The following is a 26,888-nucleotide window of genomic DNA, read 5'->3' as shown; positions in this document are numbered from 1 at the left end:
GCCCTGTAGCCGAAAGTATATTCCCTCCGAGACGGATCCCGAGTAGTGCGGGGCACGTGAAACCCCGTATGAATCCAGCAGGACCATCTGCTAAGGCTAAATACTCCCTAGCGACCGATAGTGAAGCAGTACCGTGAGGGAAAGGTGAAAAGCACCCCGGAAGGGGAGTGAAATAGAACCTGAAACCGTGTGCTTACAAGAAGTCAGAGCCCGATCTATGGGTGATGGCGTGCCTTTTGTAGAATGAACCGGCGAGTTACGTTCCCATGCAAGGTTAAGGCGAGAAGCCGTAGCCGCAGCGAAAGCGAGTCTGAATAGGGCGATTTAGTATGTGGGCGTAGACCCGAAACCGTGTGATCTACCCCTGTCCAGGGTGAAGGTGCGGTAACACGCACTGGAGGCCCGAACCCACGTATGTTGAAAAATGCGGGGATGAGGTGGGGGTAGCGGAGAAATTCCAATCGAACTCGGAGATAGCTGGTTCTCCCCGAAATAGCTTTAGGGCTAGCCTCGGAATGAAGAGTCGTGGAGGTAGAGCACTGATTGGGTGCGGGGCCCGCAAGGGTTACCAAGCTCAGTCAAACTCCGAATGCCATAGACTTATATCCGGGAGTCAGACAGTGAGTGCTAAGATCCATTGTCAAAAGGGAAACAGCCCAGACCATCAGCTAAGGTCCCCAAGTGTGTGTTAAGTGGGAAAGGATGTGGAGTTGCACAGACAACCAGGATGTTGGCTTAGAAGCAGCCACCATTTAAAGAGTGCGTAATAGCTCACTGGTCGAGTGACTCTGCGCCGAAAATGTAACGGGGCTAAACACACCACCGAAGCTATGGCTTGATGCTTTGCATCAGGGGTAGGGGAGCGTTGTATGTAGGTTGAAGGTGTACCGTAAGGAGCGCTGGACAGCATACAAGTGAGAATGCCGGTATGAGTAACGAAAAGATCAGTGAGAATCTGATCCGCCGAAAGCCCAAGGTTTCCTGAGGAAGGCTCGTCCGCTCAGGGTAAGTCGGGACCTAAGGTGAGGCCGAAAGGCGTAATCGAAGGACAACAGGTTGAAATTCCTGTACCACCGTAAACCGTTATGAACGATGGGGTGACGCAGGAGGGTAGTGACGCGGACTGATGGATGTCCGTCCAAGCAGTGAGGCTGATGTGTAGGCAAATCCGCACATCGTAAGGCTGGGCTGTGATGGGGAGTGAAAATTACAGTAGCGAAGGTCATGATCTCACACTGCCAAGAAAAGCCTCTAGTCAGGTGAAGGTGCCCGTACCGCAAACCGACACAGGTAGGCGAGAAGAGAATTCTAAGGCGCGCGGAAGAACTCTCGTTAAGGAACTCGGCAAAATGACCCCGTAACTTCGGGAGAAGGGGTGCCTCGGTAGGGTGAATAGCCCGAGGGGGCCGCAGTGAAAAGGCCCAAGCGACTGTTTAGCAAAAACACAGGTCTGTGCGAAGCCGTAAGGCGAAGTATACGGGCTGACGCCTGCCCGGTGCTGGAAGGTTAAGGGGAGCGGTTAGGGGTTAAACCCGAAGCTGTGAACCGAAGCCCCAGTAAACGGCGGCCGTAACTATAACGGTCCTAAGGTAGCGAAATTCCTTGTCAGGTAAATTCTGACCCGCACGAATGGCGTAACGACTTGGGCGCTGTCTCAACGAGAGATCCGGTGAAATTTTAATACCTGTGAAGATGCAGGTTACCCGCGACAAGACGGAAAGACCCCATGGAGCTTTACTGCAGCTTGATATTGGATTTGGGTACGATCTGTACAGGATAGGTGGGAGCCTTTGAAGCATGAGCGCCAGCTTGTGTGGAGGCGACGTTGGGATACCACCCTGATCGTATCTAGGTTCTAACCTGGTACCGTAATCCGGTACGGGGACAGTGTCAGGCGGGCAGTTTGACTGGGGCGGTCGCCTCCTAAAGAGTAACGGAGGCGCCCCAAGGTTCCCTCAGAATGGTTGGAAATCATTCGAAGAGTGCAAAGGCATAAGGGAGCTTGACTGCGAGACCTACAAGTCGAGCAGGGACGAAAGTCGGGCTTAGTGATCCGGTGGTACCGCATGGAAGGGCCATCGCTCAACGGATAAAAGCTACCCTGGGGATAACAGGCTTATCTCCCCCAAGAGTCCACATCGACGGGGAGGTTTGGCACCTCGATGTCGGCTCATCGCATCCTGGGGCTGAAGTAGGTCCCAAGGGTTGGGCTGTTCGCCCATTAAAGCGGTACGCGAGCTGGGTTCAGAACGTCGTGAGACAGTTCGGTCCCTATCTGTCGTGGGCGTAGGAAATTTGAGAGGAGCTGTCCTTAGTACGAGAGGACCGGGATGGACGTACCGCTGGTGCACCAGTTGTTCCGCCAGGAGCATGGCTGGGTAGCTACGTACGGACGGGATAAGCGCTGAAAGCATCTAAGCGTGAAGCCCCCCTCAAGATGAGATTTCCCAATTAGTAAGACCCCTTGAAGACGACGAGGTAGATAGGTTGGAGGTGGAAGTGCAGCAATGCATGGAGCTGACCAATACTAATCGGTCGAGGGCTTATCCAAAATATATTTCAATGTGCTGCAAATATCGTTTCGTATCTAGTTTTCAGGGAATCAATCTCTGTAACTGCATACAAGTTATGATGGAGAGATACCCAAGTGGCTATAAGGGGACCCTCTGCTAAGGGGTTAGACTGCGTAAGCGGTGCGAGGGTTCGAATCCCTCTCTCTCCGCCATTTGAATAACTTGGATGCAATAAGGTTTATATGGCGGTGTAGCTCAGCTGGCTAGAGCGTACGGTTCATACCCGTGAGGTCGGGGGTTCGATCCCCTCCGCCGCTACCATACATACCTGGAGGCTTAGCTCAGCTGGGAGAGCATCTGCCTTACAAGCAGAGGGTCGGGGGTTCGATCCCCTCAGCCTCCACCATGTATATTTTTATTACCTTGCCATGCCGGTGTAGCTCAATTGGTAGAGCAACTGACTTGTAATCAGTAGGTTGGGGGTTCAAGTCCTCTCGCCGGCACCATCTTTAATAATGCGGAACTGTGGTGTAGAGGCCTAACATGCCTGCCTGTCACGCAGGAGATCGCGGGTTCGAATCCCGTCAGTTCCGCCATTATTTACAAGCTTCAGGGATGAGAATCCATAACCGGGTTCGTCGGAGCATTTCCTCGTTAGCACAGACTTCGCAGTCTCGAACGAAGAGAGAGTATCCCGTCAGTTCCGCCATTATTACTCTTAAGGAATAAAAATGGTCGGTTTTCCACAGATTAAAGTGGGAAGTGTTGCACTCCGCACTTTATTTTAATGTTATTCATGTTTGGCTCGGTAGCTCAGTCGGTAGAGCAGAGGACTGAAAATCCTCGTGTCGGCGGTTCGATTCCGTCCCGAGCCACCTTTATATTTTGGAGGATTAGCGAAGTGGCCAAACGCAGCAGACTGTAAATCTGTTCTCGTCCGAGTTCGGTGGTTCGAATCCATCATCCTCCACCAGTAATAAGAGCCATTAGCTCAGTTGGTAGAGCACCTGACTTTTAATCAGGGTGTCGAAGGTTCGAGTCCTTCATGGCTCATCCGAAAGGGTCGTCAACGTTGTTGACGGCTCTTTTTGTGTTGTTTTTACTGAACTATTTCCCAAGGCACACGGACTTAAAGAGAAGGAATTGTCGTTTGTGCAGGATGATATGCTAAAATAAGAAAAAACGATAAAGTGGTGGAGTCATCAATGGTGGAGATGGAGCATATCGTTCAGAAACTGGAGCAGACCTTGGGTACCTCACTCGGCTTAAAAACATTGAATGAGCAGGAATCGCTATGGCTCACGGAATCGATGGCGATCACCTCGCGATTCGGTGACCGATTAGGTCGAGAAGAAAGTGCTGCAAGTTCAAATCGCCATGGGGAAAAAGCAAGCTCAAACACAACACGAATGGTTGATGGTGCTTATGTGCATAAGGAGCTTGGTGAGATTTGGTTTCCCGTTAATCAACAGGATCTGAGCCGAGTACTCGTGGCGGATTCCAATGCTTTGACGGAGTCGGAGATTGGGCTTGTCGCTCTTTTATTGGCGAACCTTCAGGAAGCGCCTTCAGGCGCGATGTCAAAGAATGCAGCCAAGGTTGAAGAAGAACGGCGCGCCCAGCAGTTGGGCGGTTGGTTGAAAGAGCGCCTTCAAGCCGGCGAGCTGCTTGCTGAACTGCCGGATGAGATGCTGATTCGGACAAGCTTGACGGAGGAAATGGTCCCCTTTCTACTCATTCATGAGAGCGAGCATGCTCCCACGCCAAGTTATAAAGCGTTGCTGCGGTTGTTGCGCAGTTATTTTGACGGGGATATCGTTCTTGTGCCGCTGCTGGATAAGGAATGGATTATCCTTGCCAATCAAGAGCTGTTGGGCGGCATAACGACGGATGATAAAGAGGAAGCATCCTCGGAAGCCGATCAGGATTTGCTGTCCTTATTCTGTATGGGGCTGTACGAGCTCATTTCAACGGAATGGGTGGGCGATTTTCATATTTCGGCGATCCCGGCAGTCAATGCGCTTCATGCTTTGCCGCAGACGGTTGGCATGCTGCGAGAGACCATGACCATCGGGCGTACTTTTCAGGTCAAGGAGCATATTCATCTGTCGACCGGTCTTCATCTGGAACGTCTGGTCTACAGCATTCCTGAGTATCAACGGAATCAATTCCTGCGGGAGTACGCTGCCGGACATACCGACTTATTCGAGGACAGTGAGACTTTGTCGACGCTGGAGTCTTTTTTTGAATTGGACTGCAATGTGAGCGAGACGGCCAAACACCTGTATATTCACCGAAATACGCTGCTGTACCGACTGGATAAGATCAAACAGGAGACGGGGCTTGACGTTCGCAGCTTCAGTGACGCGGTATTGGTGAAAATAACGCTTCTATTGTATAAAGTGACGAAAAGGAAATAGGTTTTTTGTGCAGATTGTGTATAGCAAGTCAGGTGCCTATGGGGTAATATAAGATTATAAATTAATTGTATTCGATTTCATAACATTCATATGAGGGGGCAAATGCACATGGCTGGTGTACGCTTAGAGCATATTTACAAAAAGTATGCAGGTGCGGATAAAGCAACTGTAATTGACGTTAATTTGGATATTAAAGATAAAGAATTCTTGGTATTGGTAGGTCCTTCCGGTTGCGGTAAGTCTACGACACTTCGTATGATCGCAGGTCTTGAGGAAATATCCGAGGGTAAACTTTACATTGGCGACCGCGTTGTTAACGATGTAGCACCTAAAGATCGTGACATCGCGATGGTATTCCAATCCTACGCCTTGTATCCGCATATGAACGTATATCAGAACATGGCATTCGGTTTGAAACTCCGTAAAGTGAAGAAAGACGAAATCGATAAGCGTGTACGTGAAGCAGCGAAAATCCTGGATATCGAGCATTTGCTCGAGCGTAAACCGAAAGCTCTTTCCGGTGGTCAGCGTCAGCGTGTCGCCTTGGGCCGTGCGATTGTCCGTGATCCACAAGTCTTCTTGATGGATGAGCCGCTTTCCAACTTGGATGCGAAACTCCGCGGTCAGATGCGTGCTGAAATTACTAAGCTGGTGAAGCGTCTTGAAACCACTTGTATCTATGTAACGCATGACCAAACAGAAGCTATGACGATGGGTGACCGTATCGTTGTTATGCAGGATGGCATCATTCAACAAGCGGATTCTCCAGAGCAGCTGTACAATAATCCGAACAACCTGTTCGTTGCTGGTTTCATTGGTTCCCCAACCATGAACTTCATCAACGGTAAATTGTCCGAGCAAAACGGTGGCGTATACTTCACTTCCCAGGGCTTGAACGTTCAAGTTCCAGGCGGTAAGGCACAATTGCTCAAAAATAAATCCATGATTGGCAAAGAAGTAATCATGGGTGTTCGTCCGGAAGATATTCATGAAGAGCCAGTATTCCTGGAAGCTTCCCCGAACACAATCTTCACAGCGAAAGTGGACGTAACCGAGAACCTTGGTCACGAAATGCTCTTGTACCTCAGCGGCTTGGGCACCGACACAGTTATCGGCCGTGTAGACGGACGTTCGACTACTCGCGAAGGCGACAATGTGAAATTGGCACTCGACATGAACAAAGTTCATATCTTTGATAAAGAGTCTGAATTGAACGTATTGCTCGAAGATTAATCTTCAGCAATCGAGATCTCTTGAAAACCGCCCCTCAAGGGGCGGTTTTTTTAGGAGAAAAAGACATAAAACTAGGCAGTTTCTGCCCTTATCCGAAGGGTTCAGGCAATTCTAGCAGACGGTAGAAGTGGTCCTAGTAAAAGTGTGTAAAGCAGACAACCAATTGTCGATATAGAAAGAGAGTTATCTTTAGTAATAGAACATCTGTTTTTTAGTCGCAGTATGCCATAGCAGCGTAGCTTCACTCCTGGATAAGTCCAATGTCCTGCTATCGGATAGCCGGTTAGAATTGCATTCATTGGCTTTTTTCGATAAGATAAGCACAAAGCAAGGCATACATAAGCATTGAACGTATGGGTTGTTGGGGCGTATTCCATGAAGCATGACCGACCGCCGGCAAGGCTTGTGACGTCCTATTTAATTAGTAAAGTAACCGATCATGAAATATATCATCCAAAACGAACCGTGCAGCATGCCGGTTGCGTTGTGATGTCAACATACAATGGAAGAAGAGGGGTAAGACCATGGCCAAGAAAGTGAAGGTATCCGAGCTGGTCCAGCAGTTTCAGCTGGAGGTCATCGCAGGTGAGGAAGGCTTGAAACGTCAGATTACAACGGACGATCTGAATCGCCCGGGATTGGAAATGGCCGGTTATTTTGAATACCATCCGCGGGAACGGGTTCAGCTTATGGGGCGCACGGAGCTGGCTTTCTTCGGAATGCTGAAGCCGGAAGAGCGGAAAGAACGCATGCGCAGCCTGTGTACGGAAGAAACGCCTTGCATCGTGGTTACGCGTTCCCTGGAAGTGCCGGAAGAGCTGGTGGAGCTCGGCAATGAAAGAGGTTTGCCCGTGCTGCGCAGCAGCATGGCGACGACCATCCTGACAAGCCGATTCACGAGTTTCCTGGAACGCAGACTTGCGCCAACGACGACCATCCACGGGGTATTGTGCGATGTGTATGGCGTGGGGATGCTGATCACGGGCTCGAGCGGTATCGGGAAAAGCGAAACGGCTCTGGAGCTCGTCAAACGCGGACACCGCTTAATCGCGGACGACGCGGTGGAGATCCGCCAGACGTCGGATTTTCAGCTGCATGGAACAGCGCCTGAGCTGATTCGCCATCTGCTGGAGATTCGCGGGGTCGGTATTATTAACGTTATGACGTTATTCGGTGCAGGCGCCGTTCGGAATAATAAACGGATTACGCTTGTTGTTCGATTGGAGGCCTGGCAGCAGGATAAACAGTATGATCGTCTGGGATTAGATGAAGAGACAACACGAATTATAGAGACGGATATCCCTCTGGTCACCATTCCGGTTCGTCCAGGACGTAACCTTGCGGTTATTATTGAAGTGGCAGCTATGAACTACAGATTGAAGCAAATGGGACTGAATGCTGCACTGCAGTTTACGAACAAGCTGACGGCAACGATTGCTGAAGATATGGACGATTTGGACTAGGACTAGGGAGGGTTATAAGTGATGCAAACATTGCTCATCGATCCGGTGGCGTTCTCCATCGGATCGCTGCGTGTTCATTGGTATGGCTTGATTTTGGGCCTGGGTGCCTTGGCAGGTCTGCTGCTGGCCATTCGCGAAGGGAAGCGTTTTGGCATTCCGCAGGAATTTTTCATGGATTTGCTCTTGCTTGGGGTTCCTTCCGCTATTATCGGTGCTCGTATTTATTATGTAGCTTTTAAATGGGAAGACTATAAGGATAACTTCCTGGATGTGTTCAAAATATGGAATGGCGGGATTGCGATATTCGGCGCCTTGATCGGCGCCATTATCTGTGCGTTGATCTATGTTCGCCGAAAAGGCTACAACTTCTGGCGAATTGCCGATATCTGTGCGCCGTCCTTGTTGGCCGGCCAGATCATTGGACGCTGGGGTAACTTCGTTAACCAGGAAGCCTATGGCGGTCCTGTCAGCGAGTCTTTCTTGCGCGGAGAGCTGCATTTGCCTGATTTTATCGTGAATCAAATGAACGTACAGGGCGTATTCCATCACCCTACCTTCTTATATGAATCGCTGTGGAACCTGTTGGGTATCGTCATACTGCTTATCATTCGCAGACAGAAATTTCTGCGGGCAGGCGAACTCTTCATCGGGTACTTCATCTGGTATTCCATCGGCCGGTTCTTTATTGAAGCGGTGCGGACGGACAGCTTGGCTTTTCAAGGGGCCACAGGACTTGCCGATTTCATTAACAATACGTTATGGGCACCGATGACATGGATGGGCTTTGAACTGGGCCACCTGGATCCGGCTTATGGCAACATTCGAATCTCCCAGCTGCTGTCCGTGTTGATCGTCATTGGAGGCATCGTGCTGATCATCGTGCGCCGTGTGACGGGCCGCGCCAATGTGCGTTATTTGGACCCGATCGTGTCGACGAAGACGGGAGCAGGTCCAACGCCGGAAGCCGATCTTCAAACGAACAAAACCGTCAAGTCTTCTGCGCCGGCTCCTGCTAAACAGCATAAACAGGCCGCAGAACCGGAGGAAATGGCGGATAAAGACGTTGTTACCCAAGCAGAGGAGACAGAGGTCAAATCCTCACCACGGGCAGAAGAAGACACTCCGACAATAAAACCGGATACGGAGGACAAAAAGGAGTAGTTGCAGCATGATCGAAACCGTACTGTTTGATTTGGACGGCACCATTATCGACACGAATGAATTGATTATCTCATCGTTTATGCATGTTTTCGAGGCGCAGGCTCCGGGACCGTTGACCAGAGAGCAGATCATTCCGCATATGGGAACCACGCTGGAACAGCAGCTGCAGGCTTTCTCAGGGGGCGTCGAGGATGTCAGTCCGCTTATCAAAGCCTATCGCTCTTTCAACACGATCCATCATGATGACATGGTCAAACCATTCCCGCATGTGAACGAAGTCGTGGAGCGTCTTCATCGTCACGGGCTTTCGCTCGGGATCGTAACCACGAAGATCCGTCCTTCCACCATGATGACGCTGGAGAAGTACGATCTGGAGCGCTTCATGTCGGCGATTGTTACGGTAAACGACGTGGAGCATCCGAAACCGCATCCGGAGCCCGTTCTGACGGCGATTGAGCAGCTGGGGGCCAATCCGGCCACCACTTTGATGATCGGAGACAGTCCAGTGGACATTCAGTCTGCCAAGGCGGCGGGCGTGAAGGCCGCCGCTGTAGCTTGGTCCCTCAAGGGTGAGCAAAAGCTGATGGAGTACGGGCCGGATTTTATATTGAAGGATATGAGAGATCTGTATGAAATCGTAGGACTTCAAGAGGAATAGGAGTTTTGGCAGCATGGCCAGAAAGATTACCCGTTATCCTGTAGAAGGCCCCAACGCGTTATGGCAAATCTACCGCACCGTGAGCCCGTTCAAGGGCGTCAAGAACTTCATTTTTATCCAGATCGCCCGGTATTGTCCTATCCTGCCTATGAAGAATTGGATCTATCGCCATATGCTCGGGATGAAAGTGGGGAAGCATACCGCGTTTGGATTGATGGTCATGGTGGATGTGTTTTTTCCGGAGAAAATAACCATCGGCGAGAATTCGGTCATCGGCTACAACACGACCATTCTGGCTCACGAGTATTTAATAAAGGAATATCGTTTGGGTGAAGTGCGGATCGGGGAGAACGTGCTCATCGGCGCGAATACCACGATTTTGCCTGGCGTAACGATCGGAGACGGCGCGGTCGTTGCTGCCGGATCTGTCGTACATAAGGATGTGGCACCAGGTGTTTTTGTAGGCGGGAATCCATTGCGAGAGCTGAAGAGGACATCGACGGAAAGCGAGTCAATTTGAGGTAATGTGACAAGTCAGGTTCTCAAGCTTGCTGAATTGTTGTAGAATGAGTAAAGGATAACCTGACACAAAGCGAACAATAGTCCCCGGGGTATGATGGCCTTGAGGGACTTTTTTGCCCGTCCATTCGCATACATTGACTCTATCAACAAACTCGAAAACAAGGAGGCGACGCCTGACATGGGTGCAACGCTGAACAAAAAGGAAAGGCTGCCGCAGCTCGATATCTATCGTGCGCTGGCCATCCTGGGCGTGCTTCACGTTCATGCGACTTCATTTGCAACGGTGGATGCGATTGATTCGCGATTCTATTATATTATTAATTTTTTGAATATTTTCTTTAAATACGGTACGCCCTCTTTTATATTCCTAAGCAGCTTTGTGCTGTTCTATAACTATGCGGACCGGCCGCTGACCAAGGACTTGATCAAAAACTTCTACAAACGGCGGCTCTTGTACATTTTGCTGCCGTACGTGTTGTTCTCGATCATCTACTTCTTTGTGCGGATGTATCAGAACGGGATGCTGAACAGTTCGTTTGATCTATGGGCACAGATGCCGCTATTCTTTGAACGCTTGGCTCGAGGGCAGAATTATACGCACTTATACTTTGTATTTATCAGTTTGCAGTTCTATATTCTGTTTCCGATCTTCCTCAAGCTGTTCAAATCCTCACGGTTTCTCGTAAGGTGGGCGGTGCCGATCGGATTCCTGCTGCAATGGGGTTTCATCATCTGGAACAAATACGAGCTGCAGTACACGTTTAAAGGCAGCTTGGCCATTTCGTATTTAGCCTACTATATGCTGGGCGCTTATCTGGCGATGAATTACGATAAATTCAAGGGCTGGCTGACGTCATCATGGAAAAAGCAAACCTCTGGTCAAAGAGCAGGCACGATCGTTTTATGGGCCGGCTGGCTCGCGATGGCGCTGACGCATGTGCAGATTTGGTACAATCAGAGATTGCATGGCGCCAAATATGATTCCCTATTGTACGAGTTGTTGTGGAATCTGCACACCGTGTTCTCCGCGATAGTGCTGATGCAGCTGGCGAGCTGGCTGTATAGCAGCGGCTGGAAACTCATCGTAAAAGTGCTGACGCGGATTGGCGAGCTGTCTTTCGCGATCTATCTCGTGCACCCGCTCTGGCTGTTCCTGTATCGGGAATTCGATCCGAAGCTGAATCCGGTAACCGATGATTATCTGATCTGGATATACGGGGGGATGGTAACGGCATTGATCGTCAGTGCGTTAGTGGTGCAGACGGTGTTCCGGTGGATTCCAGGGTCGTGGATGCTGCTGGGCAGCGTTCCTCGATCATTGAAGCCATCCTCGAAAGCACCTGCGACACCATCGCAGAGAAAAGACACCGTTACGGGCGACAGCAAGAAATCGGTCGATCTATAGGAACATCAGGCCTAATGTTAAAACTTCTTATCCTTCATCATGAAGCAAAGCCGTCCGGGCTGCCGGGCGGTTTTTTTATTGGCGCCATCCGGATCTATGCAGGGGTTCAGCCAATTAGACAAGCAAGCCACGCTGGTCCGTTCTTGTGTTACAATTATACCCAGAAGTTAGACGGATCTATTGATGCGTAAGGCGGGTACCGACAGAGAACGATACATAGCAGAACGCATGCGTATGCATTGACGATCAGGCAGGATTCATGGTAATATAGCCAATATCCTTTAATTTATTAGCAAGGTACCACTTTACCATATTAAAGACTTTTACTGAATTTGAGGTGGAGCGTCATGTCTAAACCGAAAGGCTTCGAGAAACCGGCAGGTGTTCGTGATTATCTTCCTCATGCGGTCACCAAGCTGCGTCGGATTGAACGCGAAGTGCTTGCATGCATGGACCGCTGGGGTTACCGGCAGATTATGACACCAACGATGGAATATTACGATACGGTAGGCGTGGCAAGCTCTACGTCGGACCAGAAGCTGTTTAAACTATTGAATAAACGCGGAACGACGATGGTGCTGCGTTCCGATCTGACCGCTCCCATAGCGCGGGTCATGTCCTCGCTGCTGAAGGATGAGCCGCTTCCGGTGCGTTTGTCTTACCATGCCAATGTATTTCGCGCCATTGAGGAGGAAGCGGGGCGGGAAGCGGAATTCTTCCAGACCGGCGTCGAGCTTGTGGGCGATGATACGCCGGAAGCCGATGCCGAAGTGATTGCGCTGGCCATCGAATCCCTGAAGGCGGCAGGCGTGGAGAAATTCAAAATCGCGATGGGTCATATGGGTTATCTGAATGGCCTGCTTCAAGAAGTGCTGCCGGATCGGGCGGAGGATCAGGAGAGCCTGAAGCAGGATTTGCTGAACCGCGACTACGTCGGATACCGCAACACCATTGCCAGCCTGAGCCTGACGGAGGTACAGCAGGACCAGCTGGAGGGAATCCTGAAGCTGCGCGGAGGCAGGGAGATTGCTGGGCAAGCTCTCGAGATTAGCAGCAATGAACTCGCGAGAGCTTCTATCGAGCATCTGAGCAAGGTATGGGAAGTGCTCGAGGCTTACGACGTCTCCAGACATGTTCTGTTTGACTTGACGATGCTCGGGGACTTCTCCTATTACACGGGAATGACGTTCGAGGGTTATGCTGCGGAGCTGGGCTCTCCCGTCGCAAGCGGCGGTCGTTACGACAAGCTGCTTCGGCAGTTTGGCCGTGCCGTTCCGGCAACAGGCTTTGCACTCAAGACCAATCGCATTCTCGATGGGGTGCAAGGAGAGGAGATTGTCGAGGAATTGCCCATTCTGATCCGGTACACGGCTTCCCATCGAAAGGAAGGACTGGCTAAAGCCTCAGAACTTCGGGCGCAGGGACATTCCGTCATCACTTCGATCATACCGGATTCGGCCAATATCCGAGATGCCGAGGTACCCGTTGTATCCGGCAGTCTGCTCAATAGAGGATACCGAGAGGTCATTACCCTTCGATAGGAAGCGGATCTATACGATTATCATATAAGTTTAAGGTCAGGAGGATTCGAACGTGGCGGAAACGTTGAAAGTAGCGATGCCCAAAGGGCGCATATATAAAAAAGCATCCGCGCTGTTCCGTTCAGCCGGACTTCCGATACCCCTCGACGTGGATGAGACGCGCAAGCTGGTCATTCCCTTGCCGGAGGCAGGAATGGAATTTATTCTGGCGAAGCCGGTGGATGTGCCGACTTATGTGGAATACGGCGTGGCGGATATCGGTATCGTCGGCAAGGACGTGCTGATGGAGGAGAACAAGGACGTTTATGAGCTGCTTGATCTCGGCATTGCGCGGTGCAGGATGTCGGTCATCGGCTTGCCGGACTGGAAGCCGGGCATCAGGCAGCGGGTTGCCACCAAATATCCGAACGTGGCTTCACAGTATTTCCGTGAGCAGGGCCAGCAGGTTGAAGTGGTTAAACTGAACGGTTCCATCGAGCTTGCACCGCTCATCGGCTTGGCAGACCGGATCGTGGATATGGTGGAAACAGGCCAAACGCTTAAAGAGAACGGACTTGTAGAGATGACCAGCATCTTTGAAATTACAAGCCGCCTGATTGCCAATCGCGTCAGTTATCGGATGAAGAATGATGAAATTCAGGCATTGTGCGATCGGCTGCAAACGGTCATTATGTCTGAGGGAGCGAATATTTAGCGCTAAGAAATAAGGCACCAACTGGATGAGCATGGATGATCGAATGGATCATCCTTCATTCATTAAGAAACGCTATGCATGTAACATGATGGAGCGGGATTGGGGGAGATTAAGATGAAGGTAGTGTCAGCACGGGACTTTGAGCTGAAACGGGAAAATGATTACGGCACACCAGAGCAGAATGAAGTCGTGAAGGCGATTGTGCGGGATATTCGGTCCGAAGGAGATGCAGCCTTGCTGCGGCATACCGAACAATTGGACCGTGTCCGTCTGACCGCAGGTCAGCTTCGCGTAACGGATGAGGAGCTCAAGGCAGCTTATGATCATGTGGAGCCTTCGTTCGTGAAGGCGATACAAGCCGCGGCAGACAACATTCGCGCATTTCATGTGAAGCAGAAGCGGAATTCCTGGATGGATCTACAGCCGGACGGCAGCATCTTGGGACAAATCATTCGTCCGTTGAAACGCGTCGGTGTCTATGTGCCCGGTGGAAAGGCAGCCTATCCTTCATCCGTGCTGATGAACGTGATCCCGGCTCAAGTGGCAGGCGTGCCCGAAATCGTCATGGTCACTCCCCCGGCAACCGGCGGGAAGGACGGAATCAATCCCTATATTCTGGTGGCTGCAGCGGAGGCAGGCGTTACGGAAATCTACCGCGTAGGAGGAGCACAAGCCATTGCGGCATTGGCCTACGGCACGGACACCATTTCCCCCGTGGATAAGATTTGCGGGCCCGGCAATATTTACGTTGCCCTGGCCAAACGTGAAGTGTACGGCGCAGTCAATATTGACAGCCTGGCCGGTCCAAGCGAGATTGCGGTATTGGCCGATGAACATGCAGATGCTTCGTATATTGCAGCGGATCTGCTTTCCCAAGCTGAGCATGACGAGATGGCATCGGCCATTCTCGTGACGCCTTCCCGAAAGCTGGGCGAAGCCGTTGCCGCCGAAGTAGAGCGGCAGCTTGAGCTGCTGCCGCGGCGGGACATCGCCCGTGCTTCCGTGGACAGCTACGGCGCCGTGATTGTCACGGAATCCCTTCAGGAAGGGATTGAAGTCATTAACCGTTTAGCGCCGGAGCATCTGGAGATCGTGACGGAGGAGCCGATGGCGATCGTGGGCCAGATCGAGAACGCAGGCGCGATCTTCCTGGGACCGTACAGCTCGGAGCCGGTAGGCGATTATTTTGCAGGACCGAACCATATCATTCCGACGAATGGGACGGCACGGTTCGCATCGCCAGTGGATCTGGACGATTTCATTAAGAAATCGAGCTTGATCTACTACAGTAAAGAAGCGCTGCTGCGCGACGGCGAACAGATCATGGAGCTGGCCCGGCGCGAGGGGCTTGAGGGCCATGCCCGGGCGATCGAAATCCGGCTTGAACAAGAACGATAAGAAATCAGACCAGAACAAGCATCATTTGTTCATCATAAATATTCCGTATAGAGGAGGCAATCCACGTGAGCAGTTTGGATGCAGCAGCAAGATCAGCCGGCGTGAGCCGCAAAACCAATGAGACCGACATTGCCCTGGATTTCAATGTCGATGGGACCGGCATTTCGGAATTGGAGACCGATGTACCGTTTCTGAATCATATGCTTGATTTGTTCACAAAGCATGGCCAGTTTGATCTTCGCGTCAAGGCAAAGGGCGATATCGAGATCGATGACCACCACACGGTGGAGGATATCGGGATCTGCTTAGGGCAGACGTTCCGCGAAGCGCTGGGCGATAAAAAAGGCATCAAACGTTATGCCAGCGTGTTTGTGCCGATGGATGAGGCGCTTGCTCAAGTCATCGTGGATATCAGCAACCGCCCGCATTTTGAATACCGGGCGGAGTATCCTTCGCAGCAGGTAGGCTCTTTTCATACCGAGCTTGTCCATGAATTTCTGTGGAAATTGGCGCTGGAGGCCCGAATCACGCTGCATGTCATCGTTCATTACGGACACAATACCCATCATATGATTGAAGCGGTGTTTAAGGCGCTCGGCCGTGCATTGGATGAGGCGACCACCGTGGATCCGCGGGTGACCGGCGTACCGTCCACGAAGGGAGTGCTCTAAACGATGGCCATTGCAATCGTGGATTACGGCATGGGCAATCTGCACAGCGTGAGCAAAGCGGTAGAGCGGCTTGGGTATCAGCCGCTCGTTACGGGGGAGCGGGAGGAACTTCTGGCGGCGGATGGCATCATTTTGCCCGGAGTCGGCGCATTCGGAGATGCCATGGAGCAGCTCCGCGAAGCCGCACTGGACTCGGTCATGAAGGAAGCAGCGGAGTCGGGAAAACCGCTGCTGGGGATCTGTCTCGGCATGCAGCTCCTGTTCAGCCGGAGTGAGGAGCATGGCAAGTATGAAGGGCTGGATATCCTGCCCGGATCGGTTGTGCGGTTTGCGGGTGGGGACTACAAGGTGCCGCATATGGGCTGGAATTCATTGCAGTTCGAGAAGCGGGAGCACCCGCTGTTTGCGGGACTTGAGGAAGGTCATGTGTATTTTGTCCACTCGTATCATGTTCTTCCTGAGGTTCAGGCTGATTTGCTGGCGGTTACCGATTACGGTCAGCCAGTAACGGCCATCGTGGGCCGCGGTTCGGTGTACGGCATGCAGTTCCATCCCGAGAAGAGCGGTGAGCTTGGGATGAGCCTGCTTCGCAATTTTTTGGCTTTAACGTAAGACGAACGAATAGACCAATTGGAAAGTGGGAATGGGGATGTCCTCTTTTATCATATATCCGGCAATCGATATTCGCGGCGGCAAATGCGTCAGGCTGGTCCAAGGCGATTATAATCAAGAAACGGTGTACAATGACAATCCGCTCGAGGTAGCCAAATCGTGGGAAGAGCAGGGCGGCACATTTATTCATCTCGTGGATTTGGACGGCGCGAAGGCAGGTCAGCCGGTGAACGACGACATTATCGGGAAGATTGCATCCAGCGTCCAGGTTCCGGTTCAAGTAGGCGGAGGCCTGCGCACGCTGGCGGATGTGGAGCGGCTGCTGTCGCTCGGCGTCAGCCGGGTTATCATCGGCACGGCAGCGATCGAAGACCGCGTCTTTACGGAAGAGGTGCTGGGCAAATACGGGGATAAGGTGGCCATCGGCATCGACGCGCGCAACGGATACGTCGCAACGAGAGGCTGGCTGGAAACGTCGGAGGTTCAAGCCGAGGTGTTGGCAAAAGAATTAGCGGCCAAAGGAGCGGAAACCTTCATCTTCACCGACATTTCCCGCGACGGAATGATGCAAGGACCAAACGTAGAGGCGATTGTCTCGCTGGCCAAAGCCAGCGGCCGCTCGGTCATCGCTTCGGGCGGCGTGACGAAGCTGGACGATCTGCTGGCGCTCAGCGCGCACAGCGGGGACGGTGTAGGCGGAGCGATCGTGGGCAAGGCGCTGTATACAGGCAATATTGATCTGAAAGAGGCTATTACGCGAATCCAATGAGGATTTGAACCAGTGTCTGTTCGAATCATCATGGATCGATAGAGTTCATATAGGGGAAGAGGGGAAAGGCATGCTGGCAAAACGGATCATACCTTGTCTGGACGTGAAGGACGGCCGGGTGGTGAAGGGCGTAAACTTTGTGAATCTCCGCGATGCGGGCGATCCCGTGGAATTGGCGGCGCTCTACGACCGGGAAGGCGCAGATGAGCTTGTCTTTTTGGATATATCGGCTTCGGTCGAAGGCCGGGCGACGATGGAAGAAGTCGTTCGGAGAACGGCAGGGGAAATCGCCATTCCTTTTACCGTGGGCGGAGGCATTTCGTCCGTGGAGGACATGAAGCGGATTCTGCGGGCAGGCGCGGATAAAATCGGAATGAATACGGCGGCGGTCAAGCAGCCGGAGCTCATCTCCGCCGGGGCGCGCAAATTCGGGTCCCAATGCATCGTCGTGGCGATTGACGCCAAGTACAACGATGCGTGGGGAGAATGGGAAGTGTACACGCACGGCGGACGTACGCCTTCCGGCATCAAGGCGCTTGATTGGGTGAAGCAGGCGGAAAGCCTGGGTGCGGGCGAGATTCTGTTGACCAGCATGGATGCGGACGGAACGAAGGACGGCTTCGATCTGCCGCTGACATCGGCCGTCGCCTCGACCGTTCAGATCCCGGTCATTGCGTCCGGCGGTGCCGGCAAAGAGGATCACTTCTATGACGTATTCACTCAGGGCAAGGCGGATGCGGGTCTTGCCGCCACGATTTTCCACTATAAAGAAATCTCGATCCCTCATCTCAAGTTGCAGCTTAGCCAAAAAGGAGTGGATATACGGTGAGCGAAGATATGTTGAAAGATTTATCCCTGGAGCAAGTCAGCGAGCATATCCGTTGGGATGCCGCGGGCCTGGTGCCGGCGATTGTACAGGATGCAGAGAGCAAGCAGGTGCTGATGATGGCTTATATGAACCGGGAATCGCTGCGATTGACGCTGGAGAGCGGCGAGACTTGGTTCTGGAGCCGTTCGCGCGAAGAGCTGTGGCATAAGGGGGCAACTTCCGGGAATGTACAGACCGTGGTATCGATGACATACGATTGCGACGGAGACACCCTCTTGCTGCAGGTGAATCCGAATGGACCTGCCTGTCATACCGGACAAACGACCTGCTTCCACAATGAGATTATCGCTCAAGGGCAGAAGAGCGAGCCAGCTAATCAAGGTACAGCGGTACCCGGCGAGCGCTTCGCGGTACTTGCCGAGCTGGAAGAGGTCATTGCCCAGCGTGAAGTGGAACGGCCGGAAGGGGCCTATACGACCTACCTGTTCGATAAAGGCGTGGACAAAATCCTTAAGAAGGTGGGCGAAGAAGCTTCGGAAACGATCATCGCCGCCAAAAATAAAGACAATGCCGAGCTTAAGCTTGAAATCAGCGATCTGATCTATCACCTGCTGGTGCTTCTCCAGGAGCGGAAGCTCCCGCTGGATGAGATCATGGATGAGCTGAGCCGCCGCCATGAACGGCCGCGCCGCGATTAGGAGGCCTGCTCGATGCATATTGATTACCATACCCACCATGCCCGGTGCGGGCATGCTGAGGGGCAGCTGGAGGAGTACGTACGACGCGCCATTGAACTCGGGATGGATCAATTGGGCTTGTCGGATCATATGCCGTTGATTCACGTCAACCCGGAAACGTATTATCCGGAGATGGCCATGCCGATGGATGAGCTGCCGCGTTACGTGGAAGAATGCCTGCAGCTGAAGGAACGCTACAAAGGGCAGATTGACATTCGGATCGGTCTTGAAGGCGACTATATTGAGGGGTACGAAGAACAGATTGAGCGGATCGTGAAGGACTATCCGTGGGATTATGTCATCGGATCGGTTCATTTTCTTGGCGAATGGGACATCACGGATTACCGCCAGACCCAGGGCTGGGAGGGCAAGGATCCGCTTGAAGTCTATCGACAATATTATGATGCGGTGCAAAAGGCTGCCGCAACCGGCTTCTACGATATCATGGGCCATCTGGACGTGATCAAGCGGTTCGGTTATGGGCCGGGCCCCGAACAGAAGCCGGACGTGATCGCATTGGAGCAAGCAGCGCTTGCGGCCGTGGCCCGGAGCGGGAAGGCGATGGAGCTGAACGCATCCGGTTTATCGAAGGCCTGCGAGGAGATGTTTCCAAGCCGGCGAATGCTGGAGGAAGCGATCAAGCTGGGCATTCCGTTGACTTTAGGGTCGGATGCTCATCAGCCCATGAAGCTTGGCGAGCATCTGGATCAGGCCCGGGCACTGTTGTCGGAGCTTGGCGTTCGGGAGCTTGCGACCTTCCGTAACCGGAAGCGGGAGATGGTGCTTTGGAATGTGGAAGGAAACGATGTATAATATGGTGCTTTGGAATGTGGAAGGAAACGATGTATAATAAAGACAAGCACTAATTGCAAACAGGTTCATTGCAGACGGCTGTTTTCCCCTCCAGACTACCCTCGACGGGTTGCGGAGGCGGGAACGGCCTGATTTGACGATAACGCTTTCAATCCATCGTTGCATCGGCCGACTACTAACCACTCTCGTCAGGAGGTCCTCATGTATCGTTCATTACGATTGTTCGCCGGAACTTCCAATCCGGCGCTTGCCGCCAGCATCAGCCAGCAGTTGGGCGTTGAATTGGGAAAGATCAAGATTTCCCGCTTTCAAAGCGGCGAGGTTTATGTCCACTATGAAGAAAGCATCCGCAATTGCGACGTTTTTCTGCTGCAGTCCTTTTCTCACCCTATCAACGAAATGTTCGTAGAGCTGCTCGTGATGATTGATGCCGCCAAGCGGGCTTCCGCCAGAACGATCAACATCATTGTTCCGTATTACGGTTATGCCAGACAGGAACGAAAGGCCGCGCCGCGAGAGCCGATATCGGCCAAAATGGTAGCCGACGTGCTGACCACAGCCGGTGCCAACCGCGTGATAACCATTGATCTGCATGCACCTGCCATCCAGGGGTTCTTCAATATACCGGTGGATCATCTGACTGCGCTGGATTTGATTACGGAGTATCTGAAGTCCAAGAATATCGAGAATCCGGTTATCGTTTCTCCCGATGCCGGACGGGCGAAGACGGCCGAGAAGCTTTCGAGCCGCCTAGGATCGCCGTTTGCCATGATGGTCAAGCAGCGTCCTGCCCATAACGAAGCGGTTATTACCCATGTCATTGGGGACGTGGCGGGACGCACGCCGATTATTATCGAAGATCTGATTGACACGGGAACCACCATCGTGCAGGTGGTGGAAAGCTTAAAGGAACGGGGAGCCAATGATGCCATTGTGTGCGCGACCCATGGCCTGTTCTCCGGTGAAGCACTTGACCGTCTCGACCATGCTCATATCGAGGAGATCGTGGTCACGGACTCCATCGTGCTCCCGGACCATCACTGCAAGATGCGGTTAAAGGTGCTGTCTGTTGCGCCTATGCTGGCCCAGGCCACTCACATTATCATCGAGGGCGGATCGATCGCCACTTTATTCAAAGACGCCGGTGTGTAAACTGGTGTCTTTTTTCTGCAAATGACGTCGTAACTTGTGTTATACTGTTGTGGATAGAGGAGCAAGTTAAAGGAGGTGCCTTGCTTTTCGTGAATGGTCATCCATATGGGTCCAGTGACCCCCACAATGTTATATCTATCGAAATGAATGCTAATTTCTTCTTCGATCGCGCGGTTCGTTCGCTTGATCGTTACCAATATGACAAGGCTCTGAAATATTTTCGCAAAGCTGTTGAATATGAACCCGATAATCCGGTGAATCATTGCAATATGGCGGGTATATTATCAGAGACGGGAGATTATAAAGCTTCCAACGATGTGCTGGCTCATATTCTGGAGCAGGTTGACCCGTTGATGACGGAATGCTATTTCTATATGGCGAACAATTATGCCAATATGGAACAGTTTGAGAAGGCGGAAGAAGCGCTTGTCACCTACCTGGAGGAAGATCCTAACGGTCAATTTCTGGATGAGGCCGAGGAAATGATGGAGCTGCTCCATTACGAGCTGAATCGTCCTGCCAAGCTGAACCGGATCAAGAGCCGCGAAGGCGTGGTCGAGCATGAGCATGCCCGGGCACTGCTGGAGGAAGGGAAATTCGCCCAAGCGGTCAAGCTGTTGGAGGAAATCGTCAAGGATAATCCGGATTTTCTGGCTGCTCGCAATAATTTGGCCCTGGCTTACTACTATATGGGACGTTTCGATACCGCGAAGCGCACCATTGGCGAGGTGCTGGATCAGGAGCCGGGCAATCTGCACGGTTTATGCAATCTGGCCATCTTCTTTCAGCATGAGGGAAATCAGGAGCAGCGCGACCGATTGATGGACATGCTAACGGTAACGGTTCCTTTTCATCTGGAGCATGTGTTTAAGCTTGCGACGACGATGGGCATATTGGGGCAGCACGAAATTGCCTACGGTCATTTTCGCCGATTGCTGAAAGAGGATGAGTTTAGCGGAGATCCAAGCCTGTATCATTATACGGCCGTTGCGGCCTGCAACAGCGGTTATTACGACAAGGCCGAGAAATATTGGCGGCAGGCGCTGAAGCTGGACGGAGATTCGGTGATTCCGGATTTCTATTTGGCCCAGCTGCAAGAGCGTAAAGAAACCGGTACCGATCAGATGAAAGTGAGTTACCACTATCACCTTCCGTTCGAAGAGCAGTTCAAACGCTGGGAGCATGACGGCGATAAACTGACGGAGGAAGCGAAGCAGAATCCGCTGATTCGTTCATCGTTCTTCTGGGCGCTCCGGCATGGCGATCCCCAGACCAAGCTGCAGGTGATCCGGACGCTGGAATTGATAGCCGATGAAGAGGTGCAGCATGCGCTGCAATCGTTCCTGCAGGAGCCGGGAGAGGACGCGGAGCTGAAGGATGCCGCCCGCCTGGTGCTCCAGCAGATGGAGGCCGCAAGCAATCGGTTGAAGGAGCGTCGCGAAGATCGCGATTCATCCGTGGGCAAGACCCGCGAGGTGCTGCCGGATTGGCTGCCTTCCTGGAAGGCGGTGCTGGAGAAGGCCGAGCAAACCATGGACATGCGGGTTGACGCCTTTTGGAAAAAAGAGATGGAGAATCTCTGGTCCGAATTCCTGAGCCGGCTGTACCCGGATATTCCGAACATTCGGAATGTCGAGGGCTGGGCAGCGGCATTGGAATATCTGACGGCCAAGAAGCGCGGACGTACCCTGACTTATGAACAGGTGGCTGTCCGTTACGGGATTTCCCCATCCACCGTGAGCCGTTATGCACGTCAAATGGATAGCGTATGTGAAACGAAAGCACAACCGGATGATAGTTTCCGGCCATTTACGGAAAACATTTAAGTAAGAGCCCATATTCGGATACTTAGGAGACCTTGGTACATGATGGTACATGAAGATTCCGTAAGTCCTGAATAGGATAATAGCATGCAACAGAAATCGACACCTTAAAGGAGGCCGTATTCTATGTACAAATCAATCGTAATCGGAACAGGACCTGCCGGATTGACGGCAGCCATCTACTTGGCACGCGCAAACCTGAAGCCGCTCGTGATCGAAGGAATGCAACCGGGAGGCCAGCTGACGACAACGACGGAGGTCGAGAACTTCCCTGGATTCCCGCAGGGCATCATGGGTCCCGAGCTGATGGATAATATGCGTCAACAAGCGGAACGCTTCGGTGCAGAGTTCAAGAGTGCCTGGGTCGAGTCCGTTGATTTCTCCGAGCGTCCGTTCAAGGTGAATGTCGAGGGTATGGGCGAGCTTCTGACCGAGTCCGTGATTATCTCGACGGGAGCTTCCGCGAAGTATCTCGGAATTCCGGGAGAGCAGGAGAACGTTGGACGGGGCGTAAGTACATGCGCCACATGCGACGGGTTCTTCTTCCGCGGGAAAAAAATCATTGTCATCGGCGGCGGCGACTCCGCAATGGAGGAGGCCAGCTTCCTGACGCGTTTCGCTTCCAGCGTAACGGTGGTGAACCGCCGCACCGAGCTGCGTGCATCTAAGATCATGCAGGATCGCGCGCGCGAGAACGAGAAGATCCAGTGGGCTTTGGACCGCACGCCGGTTGAGGTGGTAACCAGCGAAACCGGAGTTAAAGGGCTGAAGGTCCGCAACAACGAAACGGGCGAGGAAGAATTGATCGAAGCAGAAGGCGTGTTCGTGGCCATCGGACATACGCCGAACACGGGCTTCCTCGGCAATCAGATCACAACCGATCCGACCGGCTACATCCTGGTTAAACCAGGAACGACCGAGACGAACATCCCGGGCGTATTCGCCTGCGGCGACGTTCAGGATACGCGTTATCGCCAAGCCATCACGGCTGCAGGAACAGGCTGTATGGCCGCTATGGATTGCGAGAAATATCTCGAGGGCCACATGGTCCATGATTGGAGCGAGACGCTGAATAAGTAATTCCTTGCCTAAGGGATTATCTATTGGAAAGAAGAAGCCCCAGAGCTATACGGCGGACGGGTTTGCGAGAGAACATCTCGTAAAATCCGTACCTGTTTAGCCAGGGGCTTTTTTTGCTGAGTTACAAGCTCAGCGCTTTGTTCGCATTTTTCACGTCATTCTCCAGCAGCTGCTTCAAATTGTAAGACGGATACAGGCCGCGCGCATACATGAAGTAGAAGATTTTTCCGTGCAGTTCAATGGCTTTGTTCAACTGCTTCTGAAGTGTTTCTCTTACGCTTGGAGTTGCTGCCTCGGTAATGGCAATGGCGTAGCTTCAGACCGAGGTTTTGGCAAACCCCAGCAGATGACCTGCGTAATACGCCGTCAGATCGGGACCGGAGAGACTGCGGGTTCCCGTGGGCGCTTCCGAATAATAAGGCAGAAGCTCCTTCAGGTTCTGTTCAACCCCTTGAATCGCTTCCATATACAGTCCATGGAGCTCCGGGTCTTTGATATCATGCACTGACATCTTGAACGCCATCAAGTGATTCGCCTGAAAGGCAGTTAATTCATGAATCTCCAGTGTTTCGTGCCAAGCGAGATGTCTCGGATTGTGACTCATGCTCAATAGGTTCTCCTCCAAAAATCAATATGCGATAGCCTATTCACCGAATGGAGGAACGGTGCATAGCACAACCCGAATCACCTTACAAATCTAAGGACATCCGCACCATGTCCCGGAGCCGCATGCCGTTCTCGTAAATTTCTTCATCATAATGACGGACAAAAAAGTCCCGGTCGATGCCTGTCATTCGAAATCCGCATTTCTGGTACAGCGCCAGCTGTGCCACCCCGGTACTTCCTGTTCCTACTTCAATCGTGGCATATCCGAGCTCCCGGGCCTGATCAACGGCATGATTCACGAGCTGTTTGCCATAGCCCCGGCCGTGCAGATTCTCGCTTACGGCAACGTTCACCAGCTCGATGGTATCGGGTCTGGTGGGCAGCAGGACATAGACCCCGATGGGTTGTGAGCTTTCTTCAGCGACATAGCAGTGACCGCGGTTTACGTATTCTTTGACAAGCCTTATCGATGGATCCGCAAGAAGGAGCAGGTCCATAGGGGGCGTTTCTTCATGAGTATTCAGCTTTCTAATGTTCACGAGCGTTCTCCCTTATGATTTCGATAGTGGTGTTACAAACAGGTTTATTGTACCACGCCTGCATCGCCAAGTTCCTGGAATTGGATGATTTCAACGGGCGGTTGAATTCTTCCGGGATTCAATGACCAGGTTATTGTATGCCCCGCGCAACGTCCCTACAATGTGGTTATATAGGAGCGTGATCCATATGAGAGACATGTTGGCCAAAAATATTAATCGTTACCGTAAAGAACGAAGACTTACCCAGGAAGGATTGGCGCATAAGCTGGGCGTTACGTTCCAGGCGGTATCCAAATGGGAGACCGGGCAGACCATGCCCGATATCGCGCTGCTTCCGGAGCTGTCCCGGCTGCTGGACGTCAGCATCGATAAGCTGTTTGGTTATTCTTCGACGGGCAAGCCGATCAGCATCTATGAAGAAGAGTACAAAACGCCGGAGTACTATTGGGGCACGGAACCGAACGCAGCCTGTTATCAGGTGCTTGAAATGATCCCGCCGACAAAAAGAGTAAGGCTGCTGGATATCGGGTGCGGGGAAGGGAAGGATGCCGTGTTTTTTGCCCGCAACGGGTATGAGGTCACGGCATTCGACATTTCGGATGCGGGGATCGAGAAAACGAAGCGATTGGCCGATCACATCGGGGTACACGTGAACGTATTCAAGGCGGACATATCGGATTACCGTCTGGATTCGGAGTTTGACGTGCTGTATTCCAGCGGCGTGCTGCATTATATCCGACCCGAGTATCGCGAGGAGATTTTTGCCAATTACAAAAAATTCACCTCGGCAGAGGGATTCCACTGCCTGAATGTATTCGTGCAGAAGCCGTTCATTGCGCCTCCTCCCGAGGATGAGCCGTATGCTTATGACTGGAAGTCCGGAGAGCTTATGATGCATTATCACGATTGGCTGATTCACAGCTGCCCGGAGGTCATTTTTGATTGCAACTCATCGGGTATACCGCACCGGCATGCGATGAGTAAGTTGATGGCTCAGAAGGCGTAACGGGCGGCGATTGAGATCAAATCCATCCTTGCTTTTTTATACAAATATGAGGGGGATAACATAGCGGGCCCTTTCCGGTCATACATAAAGATGTAGGATTCATATCGCAAGGGAGGTCTTACATTGAACAACCATGTCAACACAGCCGGTTATCCAGCGCCGTCTGCAGGTTATGCACCGGGATACTATGCCTACCCTCCGCTCCAGCCCATACCGCCGTATTACGCGCCCCGGACCCCGGCAATCCCGCAGCCGATGCACTACGCAACGTTGGTTGAACCGGTATTTATTGACCATCTGCTCCGGCATAAAGGAGCCAAGGTGGTCATCATGACCACCGCGGGAAAAGTAGAGGGGATTCTATCCGGTGTGGTGGTCGACCATGTCCAACTGACGATCGGGGACAACAAAGCACTGCATATTCGGCTGGCCGAGGTGGTGTACTTCGAGGGAGTTCCATTCTGATAAACAGGGCTCCAAAATAGTTTAAACGAAAAAATACCGGCTGATAGGGAAGGATTAGTCCGGTGAATCGCCAATTCATACAATACAGATCCGAAGGCGTTCCGATTGGGGACGTCTTTTTATTCGATTGCAATTGAGGCCGAACGATTGGATGGGTCGGTATGGAGGAACGATGGAGATGATTCTAGATCATTTCGGGACGGTCCGATTTGGCTGCGGAAAGACTCGCGTTACGGACGGCGCTGACAGAGATGATCTAGGCGGAAAGGGAGATGTACATGAATTCATATCATATTCGAGTCGCAGGCCGGGAGGACGCACCCTTTTTGCGGGAGATGCTGTACGAGTCCCTGTATGTGCCCGAGGGAGGGGAGCCTTTTAGCCGGGATATTCTTGAGGAGCCGTTCATGAAAAAATACGTGGAGGACTGGGGGCGCGCGGGCGATCTGGGCTACATTGCCGTGAATGCAGCAGGGAAGCCGTCAGGCTCAATTACCATCCGGTATTTTGATGAAGGGAACAAAGGGTTCGGTTACGTGAGCGATGACATCCCGGAGCTGGGCATGGCGCTGATTCCCGAATCCCGCGGGCAAGGGCTAGGAACCGCCCTGATGAAGGAATTGTTCAGAGGGATGAAGGAGCGGGGGATTCAAAAGGTATCGTTAAGCGTCGCTCCGGACAATGCCGCAGCTATGAAATTGTATGAGCGTTTCGGATTCCAGGAGGCAGGCATGTGCGGAACCTCTATTACGATGGTTGCGGATGTAATCTGAAACGA

General features: G+C 52.3%; 23 protein-coding genes, 8 tRNA genes, 1 rRNA gene and 1 pseudogene (1 of these 33 cut by a window edge). 31 read left to right on the top strand and 2 right to left on the bottom strand.

The genetic code is table 11. The features are described 5' to 3' along the window. From JNUCC32_RS24420 to trxB, 28 genes are all read left to right on the top strand, one after another. Nucleotides 1–2,551: ribosomal RNA gene (locus JNUCC32_RS24420) — 23S ribosomal RNA — on the top strand (it extends 377 nt beyond the left edge of the window). Between the two features lie 82 nt (nt 2,552–2,633). Then, nucleotides 2,634–2,725: transfer RNA gene (locus JNUCC32_RS24415), tRNA-Ser, on the top strand. 32 nt (nt 2,726–2,757) lie between these two features. Continuing rightward, nucleotides 2,758–2,834 (top strand) — tRNA-Met (locus tag JNUCC32_RS24410). 9 nt (nt 2,835–2,843) lie between these two features. Further along, a tRNA-Val gene (locus JNUCC32_RS24405) sits at nt 2,844–2,919 on the top strand. A gap of 24 nt (nt 2,920–2,943) precedes the next feature. After that, nucleotides 2,944–3,019, top strand: a tRNA-Thr gene (locus tag JNUCC32_RS24400). Between the two features lie 13 nt (nt 3,020–3,032). Next, nucleotides 3,033–3,109: transfer RNA gene (locus JNUCC32_RS24395), tRNA-Asp, on the top strand. Nucleotides 3,110–3,315: 206 nt separating this feature from the next. Further along, nucleotides 3,316–3,388, top strand: a tRNA-Phe gene (locus JNUCC32_RS24390). A 12-nt stretch (nt 3,389–3,400) separates the two neighbouring features. Then, nucleotides 3,401–3,486 (top strand) — tRNA-Tyr (locus JNUCC32_RS24385). Nucleotides 3,487–3,493: 7 nt separating this feature from the next. After that, nucleotides 3,494–3,566, top strand: a tRNA-Lys gene (locus tag JNUCC32_RS24380). Between the two features lie 152 nt (nt 3,567–3,718). Next, entirely contained in the window at nt 3,719–4,933 is a 1,215-nt protein-coding gene (locus JNUCC32_RS24375) for a PucR family transcriptional regulator (RefSeq protein WP_192570117.1), read from the top strand. Nucleotides 4,934–5,041: 108 nt separating this feature from the next. Then, complete coding sequence (locus JNUCC32_RS24370) at nt 5,042–6,166, top strand: ABC transporter ATP-binding protein (protein WP_012818391.1); 1,125 nt, start codon at nt 5,042–5,044, stop codon at nt 6,164–6,166. A 524-nt stretch (nt 6,167–6,690) separates the two neighbouring features. Further along, nucleotides 6,691–7,629, top strand: a complete 939-nt coding sequence (gene hprK, locus JNUCC32_RS24365) for an HPr(Ser) kinase/phosphatase (protein WP_009595669.1) — start codon at nt 6,691–6,693, stop codon at nt 7,627–7,629. 21 nt (nt 7,630–7,650) lie between these two features. Further along, nucleotides 7,651–8,790 carry a prolipoprotein diacylglyceryl transferase gene (lgt, locus tag JNUCC32_RS24360; RefSeq protein WP_192572724.1) on the top strand — a complete coding sequence of 380 codons (1,140 nt, stop codon included), beginning with the start codon at nt 7,651–7,653 and terminating at the stop codon, nt 8,788–8,790. Nucleotides 8,791–8,797: 7 nt separating this feature from the next. Next, complete coding sequence (ppaX, locus tag JNUCC32_RS24355) at nt 8,798–9,448, top strand: pyrophosphatase PpaX (protein WP_036663929.1); 651 nt, start codon at nt 8,798–8,800, stop codon at nt 9,446–9,448. Between the two features lie 13 nt (nt 9,449–9,461). Then, nucleotides 9,462–9,968, top strand: coding sequence for an acyltransferase (locus JNUCC32_RS24350; RefSeq protein ID WP_096777118.1), 507 nt, complete (start codon nt 9,462–9,464; stop codon nt 9,966–9,968). 180 nt (nt 9,969–10,148) lie between these two features. Next, nucleotides 10,149–11,375: an acyltransferase gene (locus tag JNUCC32_RS24345; protein ID WP_012818395.1), complete on the top strand. Its 1,227-nt coding sequence runs from the start codon at nt 10,149–10,151 to the stop codon at nt 11,373–11,375. A gap of 347 nt (nt 11,376–11,722) precedes the next feature. After that, entirely contained in the window at nt 11,723–12,916 is a 1,194-nt protein-coding gene (locus JNUCC32_RS24340) for an ATP phosphoribosyltransferase regulatory subunit (protein ID WP_192570116.1), read from the top strand. 52 nt (nt 12,917–12,968) lie between these two features. Continuing rightward, complete coding sequence (gene hisG / locus JNUCC32_RS24335; RefSeq protein ID WP_012818397.1) at nt 12,969–13,610, top strand: ATP phosphoribosyltransferase; 642 nt, start codon at nt 12,969–12,971, stop codon at nt 13,608–13,610. A 114-nt stretch (nt 13,611–13,724) separates the two neighbouring features. Further along, nucleotides 13,725–15,008: a histidinol dehydrogenase gene (hisD, locus tag JNUCC32_RS24330; protein WP_192570115.1), complete on the top strand. Its 1,284-nt coding sequence runs from the start codon at nt 13,725–13,727 to the stop codon at nt 15,006–15,008. A gap of 65 nt (nt 15,009–15,073) precedes the next feature. After that, nucleotides 15,074–15,679, top strand: coding sequence for an imidazoleglycerol-phosphate dehydratase HisB (gene hisB, locus JNUCC32_RS24325; protein ID WP_009595657.1), 606 nt, complete (start codon nt 15,074–15,076; stop codon nt 15,677–15,679). Nucleotides 15,680–15,682: 3 nt separating this feature from the next. Then, the gene (gene hisH, locus JNUCC32_RS24320) at nt 15,683–16,291 is read left to right on the top strand and encodes an imidazole glycerol phosphate synthase subunit HisH (protein ID WP_192570114.1); all 609 of its coding nucleotides are present in this window, start codon (nt 15,683–15,685) and stop codon (nt 16,289–16,291) included. Nucleotides 16,292–16,328: 37 nt separating this feature from the next. Continuing rightward, on the top strand, nt 16,329–17,060 hold the full coding sequence (gene hisA, locus JNUCC32_RS24315) for a 1-(5-phosphoribosyl)-5-[(5-phosphoribosylamino)methylideneamino]imidazole-4-carboxamide isomerase (RefSeq protein WP_175320827.1): 732 nt from the start codon (nt 16,329–16,331) through the stop codon (nt 17,058–17,060). 70 nt (nt 17,061–17,130) lie between these two features. Further along, entirely contained in the window at nt 17,131–17,889 is a 759-nt protein-coding gene (gene hisF, locus JNUCC32_RS24310; protein WP_096777122.1) for an imidazole glycerol phosphate synthase subunit HisF, read from the top strand. Then, on the top strand, nt 17,886–18,587 hold the full coding sequence (gene hisIE, locus JNUCC32_RS24305) for a bifunctional phosphoribosyl-AMP cyclohydrolase/phosphoribosyl-ATP diphosphatase HisIE (RefSeq protein WP_192570113.1): 702 nt from the start codon (nt 17,886–17,888) through the stop codon (nt 18,585–18,587). The genes hisF and hisIE overlap by 4 nt, the downstream gene beginning before the upstream one ends. 12 nt (nt 18,588–18,599) lie before the next feature. After that, nucleotides 18,600–19,439 carry a histidinol-phosphatase HisJ gene (gene hisJ, locus JNUCC32_RS24300; protein WP_192570112.1) on the top strand — a complete coding sequence of 280 codons (840 nt, stop codon included), beginning with the start codon at nt 18,600–18,602 and terminating at the stop codon, nt 19,437–19,439. Nucleotides 19,440–19,640: 201 nt separating this feature from the next. Next, nucleotides 19,641–20,591: a ribose-phosphate diphosphokinase gene (locus JNUCC32_RS24295; protein ID WP_012818404.1), complete on the top strand. Its 951-nt coding sequence runs from the start codon at nt 19,641–19,643 to the stop codon at nt 20,589–20,591. A gap of 89 nt (nt 20,592–20,680) precedes the next feature. Beyond that, the gene (locus JNUCC32_RS24290) at nt 20,681–22,417 is read left to right on the top strand and encodes a tetratricopeptide repeat protein (RefSeq protein WP_430623444.1); all 1,737 of its coding nucleotides are present in this window, start codon (nt 20,681–20,683) and stop codon (nt 22,415–22,417) included. Nucleotides 22,418–22,540: 123 nt separating this feature from the next. Beyond that, complete coding sequence (gene trxB, locus JNUCC32_RS24285; RefSeq protein ID WP_192570110.1) at nt 22,541–23,494, top strand: thioredoxin-disulfide reductase; 954 nt, start codon at nt 22,541–22,543, stop codon at nt 23,492–23,494. 121 nt (nt 23,495–23,615) lie between these two features. On the opposite strand, the pseudogene JNUCC32_RS24280 reads toward trxB, so the two are convergent. Both JNUCC32_RS24280 and JNUCC32_RS24275 read right to left on the bottom strand, forming a co-directional pair. Beyond that, nucleotides 23,616–24,098: pseudogene (locus JNUCC32_RS24280) on the bottom strand (spore coat protein). Nucleotides 24,099–24,183: 85 nt separating this feature from the next. After that, the gene (locus JNUCC32_RS24275) at nt 24,184–24,639 is read right to left on the bottom strand and encodes a GNAT family N-acetyltransferase (RefSeq protein ID WP_012818408.1); all 456 of its coding nucleotides are present in this window, start codon (nt 24,637–24,639) and stop codon (nt 24,184–24,186) included. 187 nt (nt 24,640–24,826) lie between these two features. Between JNUCC32_RS24275 and JNUCC32_RS24270 the strand changes: the two genes are divergently transcribed. The 3 genes from JNUCC32_RS24270 (at nt 24,827) to JNUCC32_RS24260 (ending at nt 26,883) form a co-directional block, all read left to right on the top strand. Further along, nucleotides 24,827–25,645: a methyltransferase domain-containing protein gene (locus JNUCC32_RS24270; RefSeq protein ID WP_192570109.1), complete on the top strand. Its 819-nt coding sequence runs from the start codon at nt 24,827–24,829 to the stop codon at nt 25,643–25,645. Nucleotides 25,646–25,768: 123 nt separating this feature from the next. Continuing rightward, entirely contained in the window at nt 25,769–26,110 is a 342-nt protein-coding gene (locus tag JNUCC32_RS24265) for a DUF2642 domain-containing protein (protein WP_012818411.1), read from the top strand. 278 nt (nt 26,111–26,388) lie between these two features. Further along, a complete protein-coding gene (locus JNUCC32_RS24260; RefSeq protein ID WP_036662817.1) occupies nt 26,389–26,883 on the top strand; it encodes a GNAT family N-acetyltransferase in 495 nt (164 codons plus the stop codon). Nucleotides 26,884–26,888 lie beyond the last annotated feature (5 nt).

This window comes from Paenibacillus sp. JNUCC32, from assembly GCF_014863545.1.
In the GTDB taxonomy this organism is placed as follows: domain Bacteria; phylum Bacillota; class Bacilli; order Paenibacillales; family Paenibacillaceae; genus Paenibacillus_AQ; species Paenibacillus_AQ lautus_A.
This window is presented reverse-complemented; position numbering and strand designations above follow the sequence as displayed.

Coding starts and splice junctions, on each gene's coding strand:
- hisA (WP_175320827.1), top strand. CDS start 16,329: ATGTCCTCTTTTATCATATATCCGGCAATCGATATTCGCGGCGGCAAA.
- trxB (WP_192570110.1), top strand. CDS start 22,541: ATGTACAAATCAATCGTAATCGGAACAGGACCTGCCGGATTGACGGCA.
- JNUCC32_RS24370 (WP_012818391.1), top strand. CDS start 5,042: ATGGCTGGTGTACGCTTAGAGCATATTTACAAAAAGTATGCAGGTGCG.
- JNUCC32_RS24375 (WP_192570117.1), top strand. CDS start 3,719: ATGGTGGAGATGGAGCATATCGTTCAGAAACTGGAGCAGACCTTGGGT.
- JNUCC32_RS24345 (WP_012818395.1), top strand. CDS start 10,149: ATGGGTGCAACGCTGAACAAAAAGGAAAGGCTGCCGCAGCTCGATATC.
- hisD (WP_192570115.1), top strand. CDS start 13,725: ATGAAGGTAGTGTCAGCACGGGACTTTGAGCTGAAACGGGAAAATGAT.
- ppaX (WP_036663929.1), top strand. CDS start 8,798: ATGATCGAAACCGTACTGTTTGATTTGGACGGCACCATTATCGACACG.
- JNUCC32_RS24340 (WP_192570116.1), top strand. CDS start 11,723: ATGTCTAAACCGAAAGGCTTCGAGAAACCGGCAGGTGTTCGTGATTAT.
- hisH (WP_192570114.1), top strand. CDS start 15,683: ATGGCCATTGCAATCGTGGATTACGGCATGGGCAATCTGCACAGCGTG.
- JNUCC32_RS24260 (WP_036662817.1), top strand. CDS start 26,389: ATGAATTCATATCATATTCGAGTCGCAGGCCGGGAGGACGCACCCTTT.
- lgt (WP_192572724.1), top strand. CDS start 7,651: ATGCAAACATTGCTCATCGATCCGGTGGCGTTCTCCATCGGATCGCTG.
- hisF (WP_096777122.1), top strand. CDS start 17,131: ATGCTGGCAAAACGGATCATACCTTGTCTGGACGTGAAGGACGGCCGG.
- JNUCC32_RS24295 (WP_012818404.1), top strand. CDS start 19,641: ATGTATCGTTCATTACGATTGTTCGCCGGAACTTCCAATCCGGCGCTT.
- JNUCC32_RS24350 (WP_096777118.1), top strand. CDS start 9,462: ATGGCCAGAAAGATTACCCGTTATCCTGTAGAAGGCCCCAACGCGTTA.
- JNUCC32_RS24270 (WP_192570109.1), top strand. CDS start 24,827: ATGAGAGACATGTTGGCCAAAAATATTAATCGTTACCGTAAAGAACGA.
- hisJ (WP_192570112.1), top strand. CDS start 18,600: ATGCATATTGATTACCATACCCACCATGCCCGGTGCGGGCATGCTGAG.
- hprK (WP_009595669.1), top strand. CDS start 6,691: ATGGCCAAGAAAGTGAAGGTATCCGAGCTGGTCCAGCAGTTTCAGCTG.